Source organism: Gaetbulibacter sp. PBL-D1 (genome assembly GCF_050509525.1).
Lineage (GTDB): Bacteria > Bacteroidota > Bacteroidia > Flavobacteriales > Flavobacteriaceae > Gaetbulibacter_B > Gaetbulibacter_B jejuensis.
Genome location: NZ_JBNWKB010000001.1, coordinates 270973 through 284814, shown reverse-complemented (window position 1 = coordinate 284814; position 13842 = coordinate 270973). Strand labels below are relative to the sequence as shown.

Here is a 13842-nt window from a genome sequence, read left to right as displayed (position 1 = left end):
CTTGGTTAGTTAGCAGTTTGTGTATTGATATTAATTTTTCTTTGTTTCTCCAACTCATACTCATTAACCGTCATAATTCTTGATTCGCCATTAATTTTAAATGGTTTTCCAGAATGAGGTTTTTCATATTCATGCTCTAAAGTGTGTTGAAGTATCCAGTTTTCCATATCTGTTCTGGTGATTTCTCCTTTAATGTATTTTTCAATCATTAAACTAGCAATTCTACCAGCAAAACGACTTCCCCAATACCCATTTTCAACAAAAACAGCAATGGCTATTTTAGGGTCGTCTTTGGGAGCAAAAGCGACAAAAATAGAGTGGTCAGTAAGTTGAGTTTTTACGCCATCTATTCTTGTGAAGTTTTCAGCAGTTCCTGTTTTTCCACAAATTTCAATACCAGGAACTTGTAGGTATTTTGCTGTTCCTTTATTGTAAACATCATACATACCTTGAATAACAGGTTCAAAATTTTGTTTGTCGATAGTGGTGTGATTAGGAGTTGTATACTTGCTGTCTATGGTGTCGTTTTCAATTTTTTTAATAATATGAGGTGTGTAATAATAACCTCTGTTTCCAATAGCAGCAACCATGTTAGCTAACTGAATTGGAGTAGCAAGCACTTCACCTTGCCCAATAGCATTTGAAAGTGTAAATGTGGTATACCATCTGTTTTTTCCATAGGCTCTATTATAGGTTTCAGCATCTGGGATTTTTCCTGGTTGTCCAACCCTTAGGTCATAACCCAGATAATTCCCTAGTCCAAAACTCTTAACATGATTACTCCAAATGTCCATTCCTTCAGCAGGAGTATCATACTTGTCCATAATACGACGATATACATTGGCAAAATAGGCATTACAAGACTCGTAAATTCCCAAGTTCATGTCAGCAGGACTTTTATGACCATGGCAACCCATTTTTCGGTTTCCATATCTATAACCATGCGCACACGTAAACTTATCGTTGGTTGTAACTACATTTTCTTGTAAACCTATTAAAGCATTAATTACTTTGAAAGGAGAACCTGGAGGATACATAGCTTGTAAACCTCTATCGTAAAGTGGTTGTGAAAGCGAATCGTTATAAAGTTTAGTGAAATTTTTAGAGCGGTTTCTACCTACTAACAAATTAGGGTTGTAGGTAGGTGATGAAATCATAGTTAGTATTTCTCCTGAGCTAGGTTCAATAGCAATAATACCACCTCTTTTGTTTTGCATTAAAAGCTCGCCATAGGCCTGTAATTCTGCATCAATTGTAATAGTAATATCTTTTCCTGGTTCAGGCAAAGTGTCATAAATACCCTCTTTATAAGGTCCTATATCTCTATTAAAACGGTCTTTTTGTATAAATTTAATGCCTTTAACGCCTCGTAAAGTTTCTTCGTAAGAAATCTCTATACCTTGTTTGCCAATTAAGTCTCCCATTTTATAATATGGTTGCCTTTGTATAATGGTATTGTTTACTTCTCCAATGTCTCCTAAAACATTTGCTCCAATACTGGTTTGGTAATCTCTAAGTGAACGTTTTTGAATGTAAAAGCCTTCAAATTTTCTCATTTTTTCCTGTAACAAGGCATAATCTTCTTTAGATAATTGTGCTACAAAAGGCGAAGGTAATCTAGGAGAATAGTGGTAAGCTTTATCATACTTTTTTTTGAAGTCTTCTTTTGTGATTTTTAAAAGATTACAAAATTCTAAAGTGTCTAAAGGCTCAACTTCTCTAGGAATAATCATTACATCATAAGAGGGTTGATTGGCAACTAAGAGTTTACCGTTTCTATCGTAAACATAACCACGTTTTGGGTAATCATATACTTTTCTAATGGCATTATCTTCATAAAGATTATAAGTACTTTGGTTGTAAACCTGTAAATAAAATAATCTTGCAATAAAAATAAGTCCAACAATAACAACTGTTGAAAGAAGTAAAAGTTTTCTCATCGACGTTTTTTGCTAAATAGAATTGTTGACATAAAACATAGTATTGTAGTAAAAATACTAGAGAATAACGTCTTTTGAAGTATTAAAATTATTTTAGAAATGTTAAAAACTTCAAGTGAAAATAGCACGAAATGATGAATAACAGTAAACAGTGAAATATATATCAATCGGTTTCCTAACTCAGTATTGCTAAATTTAATGCTTTGGTGTTCGTAAATCATTCCGAAGGAAAACTTAAGCAATACAGGTCTAATGTAAGCAATAGTAACTGCTGCAGCTGCATGAACACCACCAGAGTCAGAGAAAAAATCTACACATAAACCTAATAAAAAACCAAGAATAATAATAACGGTTCTATTGGTTCTTATCGGAAAAAGCATAATAAAAAGTATGTAAACATACGGATTTATATAGCCTAAAAAATTGATGTGATTACATACCAAAACCTGTACTAGTAATACAGTAATAAAAAGTAATGTAGTATTTACTGCAGAATTATTCATTTACTGGGTTTTGAAGTGTCTCTATTTCTTCTCTATCAAGATGTTCAATAATGTAAACATGCCCAACGTTAGTCATGTCGTTAAATAGTTTTACATTAATGGTATATGTGTCTCCACCAATGTCTAAAACAAAATCATTAACAGTTCCAATGGGAATTCCTTTAGGGAAAATAGTTGATTGCCCACCAGTAACAATAGTGTCGCCTTCGGCAACAGGTGCAAATTTTGAAACGTCTTTCAATTGTGCTAATTCAGGTGACTTTGTATCCCATCTTAAAGACCCAATATGGCTCGTTTTTTTAAGTTGAGCATTTATTCTACTATTTGTGTTTAAAATAGATTGTACTCTAGCGTAACTATTAGATGTGTTGTCAATAATACCAATAATACCTTTGGAAGTGATAACTCCAAAATCTTGTTGGATACCATCTTTTTTTCCTTTATTTATAGTAAGGTAGTTGTTGGTTGCTGAATAACTATTTTTATAAACAACTGCTGGAGTAAGTTTAAAGCGTTTGCTGTACATCGTACTGTCAGCATAAAACGATTTTAAAGTATCAGTTTCTCTATTGAATAAGATAGACTTTAGTCTGTTGTTTTCTTCAAGAAGTTTTTGGTTCTCGCTTTTTAAATCAAAATACTGACCAATGTTGTTTACTTGTTTGTAAACTCCACCAGTGAAAAAATTAGCAGAATTTATAAACTTACTTTTATGGTAAGAGTGCGATTGAATTGTTAAAGCCAACGATACACCAAACAACAACAAAAACAAAAGAAATGTTTTGTTTCTAATAACAAAGTTGATGATTTGTTGCATTATTAATTACTTATTTTATCAATACACTTTTGAATTTAGAAAGGTTTTTGAGTGTAATTCCTGTTCCTCTTACTACAGCTCTTAATGGATCTTCAGCAATATAAACAGGTAAGTCGGTTTTTTGAGATAAACGCTTGTCTAAACCTCTAAGCATTGAACCTCCACCTGCTAAATAAATTCCTGTATTGTAAATATCTGCAGCAAGCTCAGGAGGTGTTTGAGATAAGGTTTCCATTACAGAGTCTTCAATTCTTAAAATAGATTTATCTAAAGCTTTAGCAATTTCGCGATACGAAATATTCACTTGCTTAGGTTTACCTGTTAAGAGGTCTCTACCTTGAACACTCATGTCTTCTGGAGGTAATTCTAAATCTTCAGTTGCTGCGCCAATTTGAATTTTTATCTTTTCAGCAGTACGCTCTCCAACATAAAGGTTGTGTTGAGTACGCATGTAGTAAATAATGTCATTTGTAAATACATCACCAGCAACTTTAACTGATTTGTCGCAAACAATTCCACCAAGAGCAATAACAGCAATTTCTGTTGTTCCTCCACCTATATCCACAATCATGTTTCCTTTAGGTTGCATAATATCAATACCAATACCTATTGCAGCAGCCATTGGTTCGTGTATTAAGTAAACTTCTTTACCATTTACACGTTCACAAGATTCTTTTACAGCTCGCATTTCCACTTCAGTAATGCCAGAAGGAATACAAACAACCATACGCAAAGCAGGAGAAAACAATTTCTTTTTTAATGCAGGAATGTTCTTAATGAACATGCTTATCATTTGCTCAGAAGCATCAAAATCGGCAATTACACCATCTTTCAATGGTCTAATGGTTTTAATGTTTTCGTGAGTTTTTCCTTGCATCATGTTGGCTTCTTTACCAACTGCAATTATTTTTCCAGAAATTCTATCTCTTGCTACTATTGATGGACTATCCACAACTACTTTGTCATTATGGATAATAAGTGTGTTTGCTGTTCCTAAATCTATGGCTATTTCTTCTGTTAAGAAATCAAAAAATCCCATACGCTGTTGTTAGTTATGTGGGTTGATATTATTTAGTCTTTTAGACATTGTTGTAAATGTAATAAAATATACATTAATTATAGTATAACAAAATACGTTTAAAATGAATTAACAGATTTCAATTTTTTTAGAAAAAATGTTAATGTTTAAAATGACGTGTTCCTGTAAATACCATAGCAACATTGTTTTCATTACAATAGTCAACACTTAGTTGATCTTTTATAGAGCCTCCAGGTTGTATTACAGCAGTAATTCCAGCTTTATCAGCAATTTCTACACAATCTGGAAACGGAAAAAATGCATCACTAGCCATTACAGCACCTTGCAAATCAAAATTGAAAGATTGTGCTTTATGTATAGCTTGGTTTAAAGCGTCAACACGACTAGTTTGTCCTGTTCCACTTGCACATAATTGTTTGTTTTTTGCTAAAACGATTGTGTTAGATTTGGTATGCTTACAAATTTTTGAGGCAAATATTAAATCTTCTAACTCGTTTTGAGTTGGTTTATTGTTTGTGGCTTCAGATAAATGCGAAACAGCATCAGTAACGTTATCTCTTTCTTGAACCAAAACACCATTTAAACAACTTCTTACAGTAGTTTTTGGTAGTTCAATATCATTTAAAATTAAAAGAATCCTATTCTTTTTTCCTTTTAAAATTTCTAATGCTTCTGCAGAAAATGATGGTGCAATAACAACTTCACAAAATAAGTTGTGAATTTCTTCGGCTGTAGCTTTGTCAATTTCAGAGTTTGCAATTAAAATACCACCAAAAGCTGAAACAGGATCTCCTGCTAAAGCATCAACGTAAGCTTTGTGCAATGTTTCTCTTTGTGCTAAACCACAAGCGTTATTGTGTTTTAGTATAGCAAAAGTAGGTGCTTCTCCTTTAAACTCGTTCATTAAAGTAACAGCAGCATCAACATCTAAAAGGTTGTTGTAACTTAGTTCTTTACCATGTAATTTGGTGAACATTGCTTCAAAATCTCCAAAGAAAAATCCTTTTTGGTGAGGGTTTTCGCCATAACGCAACACTTGTCCTTTGGTTTCGCTTACTTTTAAAGCAGCAAGATCATGATTGCTATTGAAATAGTTAAAAATAGCCGAGTCGTAATGTGACGATACATTAAAGGCTTTTGCTGCAAAACGTTTTCTGTCTTCTTCAGATGTTTCACCGTTTTTAGCTTTTAAAAGTTCTAAAAATTCACTGTAATCTTCAACCGAAGACACGCAAACTACATCAGCATAGTTTTTGGCTGCAGCTCTAATTAATGAAATACCTCCAATGTCAATTTTTTCAATAATATCTTGATGTGCAGCACCTGAAGCTACAGTTTTTTCAAAAGGGTAAAGGTCAACAATAACCACATCTATTTGAGGGATGTCAAAATCTTTTAATTCGGCAACATCACTTTCATTATTTTGTCTGTTAAGAATACCTCCAAAAACTTTTGGGTGTAATGTTTTAACACGACCTCCTAAAATTGAAGGATAAGAGGTTACATCTTCAACAGGTACAACATTAATTCCTAAGTCTTTTATAAACTTTTCGGTACCTCCTGTTGAGTAAATAGTTACATTTTGTGCATTAAGTTCTTTAACGATTGGTTCTAATCCTTCTTTGCTAAAAACAGAGATTAAAGCAGATTTAATGGTTTTGTTGTTATTCATTGTATAGTTGTGTGTTTTTTTGATTTCCATTTTTTATGGAAATAACAATTTTAATGTTTTTTCAATATCAAGTATTAAAAAGTGTTGTTTGCGAGTGCAAAAGTACATATTCTTAAAGAGATTTTAAGGCTTGATAACGCAGATTATTTAAGTTTTTTGTAACAATAGATTGTTAAAAACGTCCTATCTTTAACTTTGATAAAATTTCGACCAATTCATGCTTGTTTATTTACGATTATTTAAGGAGAGTTTTACGTTTGCTATTAACGCATTACGAAACAATAAACTACGTACTTTTTTATCGCTATTAGGAGTAACAATTGGTATTTTTTCTATTATAGCTGTACTTGCAGCTGTTGATTCGCTTGATAGGAATATCAAAGAGCAGTTGAGCGGATTGGATAAAAACACCATGTATCTTACTAAGTATTCGTTTGGACCTACAAGTGTCCCAAGATGGCAACGTGATAATTTCCCTCAGGTAGAGCATGATGATTATGAGTTTATAGAAGGAAGTGTAGATGATATTGAGGCTATTGCCTATGTGATTTTTGGAGGCTCAGAAAATTTAAAGTACGAAGGAAAAACAGTTTCAGGAGTTAACGTTACACCTGTCTCTAACGGTATTTATGATATTGAAAATTTAAAAATTGAATCAGGTCGTTTTTATAACGAATCTGAATCAAATTCTGGAGCTCCTGTTATTGTGTTAGGAAGCTCAACTGCTACAAATTTATTTGATAATGATAACCCTATAGGTAAAACGATTAGGGCTTATGGACGAAAACTCAAAGTTATTGGCGTTTTAAAGAAAGTGGGAGGAGGAATTGGAGGTGATTCTCCAGATGAACGTGCCTATGTGCCTGCAAATTTTGTAAGACGTTTTAATAATGGAGGAGCAAATGGTTTACCAGGAGCTGTTGTAATTAAGCCTAAAAAAGATGTCGATTTTGATGCCTTTGAATCGGTTTTAAAACAAAAATATAGAGTTTACAGAGGTTTGAAAGCTGATGAGCCAGATAATTTCTTTATCAATAAATTGTCAGGTTTAACAGATGCTGTAGATAGTATTATTGGGTTTATGAATGGTGTAGGTTGGACCATTAGTGCGTTTTCATTATTAGTAGGTGGTTTTGGTATTGCTAATATTATGTTTGTGAGTGTTAAGGAACGCACCAACCTTATTGGAATTCAAAAATCATTGGGTGCCAAAAACAGGTTTATCTTATTCCAGTTTTTGTTTGAAGCTATAGTATTAGCCTTTATTGGTGGAATTGTAGGATTGATATTAGTATGGATAACAACAACAGTGTTGTCAAACTTTACAGGCGATTTTGAATTTGTGCTTTCAGCAGGAAACATGATGTTAGGATTTGCGTTGTCAACTGCAATAGGGTTGATTTCTGGTATTGTACCAGCAATTTCAGCTTCAAAACTTGATCCTGTGGAAGCGATTAGAACTGGAATGTAATTTATGCTAAAAAGTATTTTAATACGGTTTTTAGCTTATCCTTTTTGTGTGTTCATGATATGTATTGGTTTTCAAATGATTTTTGAAACACCTAATTATAAACATGAATTTCTTAAATCTAAAGCTATAATTTCAGGAGTTGGTTTAATTATTGTCGCTCTAGTTTACATTATTACTGATATAATTATTATTGTTAAAAAGAAATTTAAGCAATAATCTCAGCAACCTGTTTACAAACAAACTCTAAAAAGCGCTCGTCCGCTTCAGTAAAAGGATCTGGAGTATTAGAGTCGATATCTATTTGACCAATATTTTCACCATGAACAAAAATTGGGATTACAATTTCTGCTTTAACAGTAATACTGCAAGCAATGTAATTATCTTGAGCAGATACGTCTGGTACAACAAAATTTTGGTTACTCACAGCAACTTGTCCGCAAATACCTTTTCCAAAAGGAATAATAGTATGGTCAGTAGGTTCGCCTACATAAGGACCTAATTTTAATTCGTTTTTATCTCCATTTTTAAAATAGAATCCTACCCAGTTGTAATATGTGATATTAGCTTCTAGCAATTCACAAATTGCATAAAGTTTTTCATCTACAGTTGTACTCGAATTAGAAGTAATTTCGCTTACTTTAAGTTGTAATTGTTCAAACGTCATTTGTTCAAAAAGTTTTTGCAAAAGTATTTAAAAGGTGTAAATTCAAAAACTGAATTTATATAAATTTAACAGAATATATCAGTCGTTTACTTTTGAAAAACTTACTAAAAAAATACAAGTCTGTCATAAAGTTCATTCTCACGTTTTTAATAGTGTACTTGGTCTTGTCTTTATGCTATAAATTGTATTTAGATATGTCTAGTGGTTCAAAATACTATCCTGATTTTATAACCAATTTAGTAGCTAAACAAAGTAGTGAACTTGTTGGAGCTATGGGCTATGATGTACACTATTTAGCGCATGAAAATGAACCTTCGCTTAAACTTATACTCAATGGCAAGTACGTTGCTAGAGTAGTAGAGGGTTGTAATTCGGTAAGTGTGATTATATTGTTTGTGGCTTTTATGGTAGCTTTTGCAGGAAGATTAAAACCAACATTTTTTTACACTTTAGCAGGAGGTGTTCTTATTTATGCTGTTAATATTATTCGAATTGCAATTTTGTCAATTGGCTTGTATAATTATCCATGGCGAAGAGAAATTTTGCACACTGCTATTTTTCCTTTGATTATTTACGGAATGGTATTCATCCTTTGGATGTTTTGGGTTAATAGGTTTTCATCAATAAACAAAAAGCATGAATAACATTTTTAAAATTGTTTTGCTCATGGTTTTGTTTGGGCTTCTTGTATTGATAAGAGTGTTCGAAAATGAGTTGTTTTATGATCCATACTTGTTGTTTTTTAAAAACGACTATTTGTATATGGATTACCCAAGACGAGAAATATTAAAGTTAACGCTGTTTACAACCTTAAGGTATGTGCTAAATGGAGTCGTGTCCTTAGCTATTATATGTCTCTTTTTTAAAGATAAGTCTATCGTTAAGTTTTCGGTTATAGTTTATACTATAGCATACTTAATTTTGATTTTAATTTTCTTGTATTTTGTCATTAATCCTAGACAAGAAGATTATTATCTGTTTTTTAATTTTAGACGATTTTTAATCCAACCAGTCATTCTTTTGCTCTTAATACCAGCATTTTATTACTATAAACTTAATAGGTAGAAATGTTAATGCTTTTTTAAAATGCAATACAACTTCATTAATTTTTATAAATTTGTATTGTGATACAAAATGTTTTACATAAAACTTTTTCAGTTGCATTAGCACTTTTAGTGTTCTTTTCTACAGTTTCTTTTACTGTAGAGAAACATTTTTGTGGTGATGTGTTGGTAGATGTTTCTGTGTTTTCTGAATTACAAAAATGCGCTATGGAAGCCTTTGAAATTGAAATGGCTGAAAAAACACAAGTGCATTGTTGTAAAGATACAGTTGATTTAGTTAAAGGTCAAGACCATTTAACCATTAAAAAGTTTGAAGATTTAGATTTTGATCAGCAATTGTTTTTATCAACATTTGCGTATTCATACATTAATCTTTTTGAAGGATTGCCACAACAGGTTATCCCTCATAAATATTATTCTCCACCAAACTTGGTTGCCGACATACAAGTGCGCGATCAAGTCTTCCTAATTTGATTTTTTTGAACAATTTCCGTGAAAACGGATAGTAAACTTTTATTGTTCAATCAAAAAATCAAAAATAATGACACATACATACAGCGTTACAGGAATGACCTGTAACGGTTGTAAGGCAAAAGTTGAAAATGTCTTACAAGATTTAGACTATGTTGATGATGCTAAAGTAAATTTAGAATTAGGTGAAGTTGCAGTAACCATGTCTCAACATATAGCTACAAGTGTATTACAAAATGCACTACCAGAAAAATATAAGCTGTCTGAAAAGCAAGAGCGAAATGTGTTTGCTTCAACAGTACAGCAAGAAGAGCAAAAATCTGATTTACAGCAATTGTTTCCGTTGTTTTTAATATTTGGATACATCATTGCTGCATCAGTATTAATCAATTTCAAGTCGTGGAATTGGAGCGATTTCATGCTCGATTTCATGGGCTTATTCTATATCGTTTTTAGTTTTTTCAAACTACTGGATTTAAAAGGATTTCCTGAAAGTTTTAAAATGTACGACCCATTAGCTAAAGCAATTCCTGCTTATGGTTGGGTGTATCCTTTTATAGAAACAGTTTTGGGTATCATGTTTTTAATGCGTATTCAAATTCCGTTGGCATTAGTGATTACCTTAATTATTTTAGGAATTACTACCATAGGAGTAACCAAAACATTGCTGGATAAAAAAGCAATACAATGTGCATGTTTGGGTACAGCATTAAAACTACCTATGACCAAAGCAACCTTTATTGAAAACAGTATAATGATTGTTATGGCAGTGATTATGCTTGTTCAAATCTACAGTTAAATAAAATTTTAAAAATGAAAAAACTATTATATATAATCCTCTTGTTTCCGCTTATTGGGCTTTCTCAAGATACCCTTAACGGAACTATTCTAGAAGAGAATAAAGAAAACGAACCAATACCAGTTGTTGGAGCCAATGTATATTGGTTAGATACAACTATAGGAGCTGTTACTGATATCGATGGGAAATTTTCGATACCTTATAAAAGTGAATACACAAAGCTGGTTGTGAGTTATGTAGGCTATAAAACCGATACTATAACCGTTAGTTCAGCTAAGGCTATAACACATTGGTTGAAACCAACAAGTGAGTTGGACGAAATAACAGTAACCTCAAGAAAGCAAGCAACTTCAAAATCATATTTGCAAGCTACCAATACATTTACTGTAAGTAGCGATGAGTTGTTAAAAGCTGCTTGCTGTAATCTCTCTGAGAGTTTTGAAACTAATCCATCTATCGATGTTAATTTTGCCGATGCAGTTTCAGGAACACGTCAAATTAAAATGTTAGGTCTTACTAGTCCGTATATTTTAATAGCAACAGAAAACATACCAACAGTTCGAGGAGCTTCGCAAGCTTACGGATTAACCTTTACACCAGGAACTTGGGTTGAGAGTATTCAAATCACTAAAGGAATGGGAAGTGTGGTTAATGGATATGAAAGTATTGCAGGACAAATAAATGCTGAACTTCAAAAACCAACAAAAGACGATAAGCTATTTGTGAATTTTTACGGAGCAAGTAGCGAACGTATGGAATTGAATACACACTTTAATACTAAAGTAAGTGATAAGTGGAGTACAGGTTTGTATTTACATGGTAACACACATCAAAAAGAGCATGATGTAAATAATGATAACTTTTTAGATATGCCAAAGTATCATCAAATAAATGTGATGAATAGATGGCAATATACTGACACTGAAAAAGGGTTTGTTGGGTTTTTTAATTTCAGGTTTTTAACCGATGAAAAACAAACAGGTGAGCTAGATTTTAACCCAGACACTGATAAGTTGACTACCAACGCTTGGGGAAGTGAAATTGATACCAAACGATTTGATTTCTCAGGGAAATTAGGTTATGTAAACCCTGAAATTCCATGGCAAAGTGTTGGTGTGCAATTTGCGGTTAGCAACCATCAGCAAGATTCTTATTTTGGATTACGACAGTACGATATTGAGCATAATAGCATTTATTCAAGTGTTGTTTATAATTCAATTATTAGCGATTCGCGTCATAAAATTAAAACAGGACTTAGTTTTTCTTACGACCATTATGATGAGTTTGTTGAGAGTACCATTTATGAGCGTACAGATAACTCATTGGGAGCCTTTTTTGAATACAATTTTGACAATTTAGATAAGCTTAATCTTACAGCTGGATTGCGTGTTGATAATCATAACAAATTAGGCTTTTTTGTGACACCACGTTTTCATGTACGATACACGCCTTGGGAAAAATCTGCGTTTAGAGCCTCTTTTGGAAGAGGTAAACGTTCTGCTAATATTTTTGCTGAAAATCAAAGCTTATTTGCAACTTCAAGAGCCATTAATATTATTGGAGCTAATGGTGGAGAAATTTATGGTTTAGACCCAGAAATTGCATGGAATTATGGTGTGTCTTATCTGCAAGGGTTTAATCTCTTTGGAAGAAAAGCTGACGTAACCCTAGATTTTTACAGAACCGATTTTCAAAACCAAGTAGTTGTAGATTGGGAAAATCCGCAAGAAATAAGCTTCTATAATTTAGAAAATGATAGTTATGCTAATAGTTTTCAAACGGAATTAAATTACAATGCTTTTGAGCATTTTGATGTGCGATTAGCTTATAAGTATTATGACGTGAAGACTAAATATCAAACAGGTAAAGCTATAAGGCCTCTAACACCTCAACACAGGTTTTTTGCAAATGCTGGATATGAAACACATCCTAATGATGCAGGAGGGTTGTGGAAATTTGATGCAACCTTTAATTGGTTAGGCGAACAACGTTTTGCGTCAACAACTAGTAACCCTGTAGAATACCAATTACCTGAAAACTCTCCAACTGTAGCAACACTTAATGCACAAGTTACTAAGGTGTTTTCTCCAAAATTTGAAGTATATTTAGGAGGTGAGAATATTACCAATGTGCGTCAAGACAATCCTATATTAGGTGTAAACGATCCTTTTGGTTCGAACTTTGACAGTACATTTGTGTATGGTCCAATTTTTGGAAGTATGTATTACGCAGGATTACGATTTAGAATTAAATAAACTTTTAAAACAAAAATAAAATGAAGAAAATAGCAGTATTAATTACGTTTTTAATGGCAACAGTAACATTTGCACAAAATAAAAATGCCAAAGCTTCTCTTGAGGTTGATGGAGTATGTATGATGTGTAAAGATCGAATTGAAAAAGCATGCATAAAAACTAAAGGTGTAAAAAGTGCGATTTGGAATGTGGAAACACATGAGCTGAAATTGATTTACAATGAAGGGAAAACAAGCTTAGATGATATTAAAAAAAATATTGTTGCAGTAGGACATGATTTAAAAGACATGAAAGCTACTGATGAAGCTTATAACTCAGTACACCCTTGTTGTAAATATCGTGATGAAGATGTGAGAGATGACCACAAAGATGAAAAGGATCCTGAGCATAAAAAACACTAAAAAATAAAAAAAGCCTAAACATTTGTTTAGGCTTTTTTTTATTCACTCACTTAAGGTAAAATTTTCAATAGGCTATCACAGCTTTTAATGCCTTGTTCAGTAGCTCGTCTTTTAATCATTAAAGCTCCATTGACACTTTGTAAAATATTTTTAAACAATTTTTCATTATTATATCCAAATTGTCCTTTTTTCATAATGTCAAAATCTACATTCTCTATCATGTATTTTCCTAAATATTCTTTGTGGATTATATCTAGACGTTCGTAATCCTTGAGCATTATTTTGTAGTTGGAATAATGGTTTTCAATAGCTGTTTTTAAGTTGAAGTCATCAATGAGTTTAAAGTCGCCAGAGTTTATCATGGTTTGGTAGGTAACATCTTTAGGGAAAAAGTCTGTTGAGGTAAACACAGTGTATATTGTGCTTAATTTTGAGTGTTTTTCAGGATTGTCAGTGTTTATTAAAGGTAAAACAGTGTTTAAAGTTTCAATTTTTTTATCAATGGATTGAAATATTGATTTAAGATTTTTTTATCAATTTCAATGTCACTTTTAATATTTTCTAAATACTGTTGTTTTAATGCCTCGCTTTTTGAATTTTCAGAGCATTTATTCATGGTGAAAGCTATTGAAATACCTACTATAACTATTAGTATTTCGCCTAAGGCATACGTGAATTTCTTTTTCATTTTTTAATAGATTATCCTCTTAAAACTAATAAATATTTTTTAGTTAAATTTTTGCCAA

16 protein-coding genes are annotated in these 13842 nt (G+C 32.3%); 8 read left to right on the top strand and 8 right to left on the bottom strand.

All coding sequences use genetic code 11. The features are described 5' to 3' along the window. Positions 1 to 5: 5 nt before the first annotated feature. The 5 genes from mrdA to purH form a co-directional block, all read right to left on the bottom strand. Positions 6 to 1940 carry a penicillin-binding protein 2 gene (mrdA, locus tag ACQ0RB_RS01440; RefSeq protein WP_335973938.1) on the bottom strand — a complete coding sequence of 645 codons (1935 nt, stop codon included), beginning with the start codon at positions 1938 to 1940 and terminating at the stop codon, positions 6 to 8. Next, the gene (gene mreD, locus ACQ0RB_RS01435; RefSeq protein WP_335973940.1) at positions 1937 to 2443 is read right to left on the bottom strand and encodes a rod shape-determining protein MreD; all 507 of its coding nucleotides are present in this window, start codon (positions 2441 to 2443) and stop codon (positions 1937 to 1939) included. Before mreD ends, mrdA begins: the two co-directional genes overlap by 4 nt. Beyond that, on the bottom strand, positions 2436 to 3260 hold the full coding sequence (gene mreC / locus ACQ0RB_RS01430; protein ID WP_129759210.1) for a rod shape-determining protein MreC: 825 nt from the start codon (positions 3258 to 3260) through the stop codon (positions 2436 to 2438). The genes mreD and mreC overlap by 8 nt, the downstream gene beginning before the upstream one ends. A gap of 10 nt (positions 3261 to 3270) precedes the next feature. Further along, the gene (locus ACQ0RB_RS01425) at positions 3271 to 4299 is read right to left on the bottom strand and encodes a rod shape-determining protein (RefSeq protein ID WP_129759209.1); all 1029 of its coding nucleotides are present in this window, start codon (positions 4297 to 4299) and stop codon (positions 3271 to 3273) included. A gap of 139 nt (positions 4300 to 4438) precedes the next feature. Next, positions 4439 to 5971 carry a bifunctional phosphoribosylaminoimidazolecarboxamide formyltransferase/IMP cyclohydrolase gene (gene purH, locus ACQ0RB_RS01420; RefSeq protein ID WP_430495974.1) on the bottom strand — a complete coding sequence of 511 codons (1533 nt, stop codon included), beginning with the start codon at positions 5969 to 5971 and terminating at the stop codon, positions 4439 to 4441. A gap of 217 nt (positions 5972 to 6188) precedes the next feature. On the opposite strand from purH, the gene ACQ0RB_RS01415 reads away from it, so the two are divergent. Next, on the top strand, positions 6189 to 7442 hold the full coding sequence (locus ACQ0RB_RS01415; RefSeq protein WP_335973945.1) for an ABC transporter permease: 1254 nt from the start codon (positions 6189 to 6191) through the stop codon (positions 7440 to 7442). Positions 7443 to 7445: 3 nt separating this feature from the next. Further along, on the top strand, positions 7446 to 7658 hold the full coding sequence (locus ACQ0RB_RS01410) for a hypothetical protein (protein WP_129759206.1): 213 nt from the start codon (positions 7446 to 7448) through the stop codon (positions 7656 to 7658). On the opposite strand, the gene ACQ0RB_RS01405 is transcribed toward ACQ0RB_RS01410, so the two are convergent. Further along, complete coding sequence (locus ACQ0RB_RS01405; protein ID WP_430495971.1) at positions 7648 to 8106, bottom strand: GAF domain-containing protein; 459 nt, start codon at positions 8104 to 8106, stop codon at positions 7648 to 7650. The genes ACQ0RB_RS01410 and ACQ0RB_RS01405 overlap by 11 nt on opposite strands. Before the next feature lie 92 nt (positions 8107 to 8198). On the opposite strand from ACQ0RB_RS01405, the gene xrtF reads away from it, so the two are divergent. The 6 genes from xrtF (at position 8199) to ACQ0RB_RS01375 (ending at position 13096) form a co-directional block, all read left to right on the top strand. Next, entirely contained in the window at positions 8199 to 8750 is a 552-nt protein-coding gene (gene xrtF / locus ACQ0RB_RS01400) for an exosortase family protein XrtF (RefSeq protein ID WP_131505903.1), read from the top strand. Beyond that, entirely contained in the window at positions 8743 to 9171 is a 429-nt protein-coding gene (locus ACQ0RB_RS01395) for an exosortase F system-associated membrane protein (protein WP_430495968.1), read from the top strand. Before xrtF ends, ACQ0RB_RS01395 begins: the two co-directional genes overlap by 8 nt. Positions 9172 to 9230: 59 nt before the next feature. Beyond that, positions 9231 to 9644, top strand: coding sequence for an HYC_CC_PP family protein (locus tag ACQ0RB_RS01390; protein WP_343796258.1), 414 nt, complete (start codon positions 9231 to 9233; stop codon positions 9642 to 9644). Between the two features lie 67 nt (positions 9645 to 9711). Next, positions 9712 to 10440 (top strand): heavy-metal-associated domain-containing protein, encoded by a 729-nt coding sequence (locus tag ACQ0RB_RS01385; protein WP_430495966.1) that lies wholly within the window; start codon positions 9712 to 9714, stop codon positions 10438 to 10440. A 14-nt stretch (positions 10441 to 10454) separates the two neighbouring features. Continuing rightward, a complete protein-coding gene (locus ACQ0RB_RS01380; protein WP_430495964.1) occupies positions 10455 to 12695 on the top strand; it encodes a TonB-dependent receptor domain-containing protein in 2241 nt (746 codons plus the stop codon). A gap of 20 nt (positions 12696 to 12715) precedes the next feature. Further along, entirely contained in the window at positions 12716 to 13096 is a 381-nt protein-coding gene (locus tag ACQ0RB_RS01375) for a heavy-metal-associated domain-containing protein (protein WP_262732062.1), read from the top strand. A 50-nt stretch (positions 13097 to 13146) separates the two neighbouring features. Here the strand turns inward: ACQ0RB_RS01375 and ACQ0RB_RS01370 are convergent, their stop codons facing one another. Then, a complete protein-coding gene (locus tag ACQ0RB_RS01370; RefSeq protein WP_430495961.1) occupies positions 13147 to 13506 on the bottom strand; it encodes a hypothetical protein in 360 nt (119 codons plus the stop codon). Between the two features lie 68 nt (positions 13507 to 13574). Then, the gene (locus ACQ0RB_RS01365) at positions 13575 to 13784 is read right to left on the bottom strand and encodes a hypothetical protein (protein ID WP_430495959.1); all 210 of its coding nucleotides are present in this window, start codon (positions 13782 to 13784) and stop codon (positions 13575 to 13577) included. Positions 13785 to 13842 lie beyond the last annotated feature (58 nt).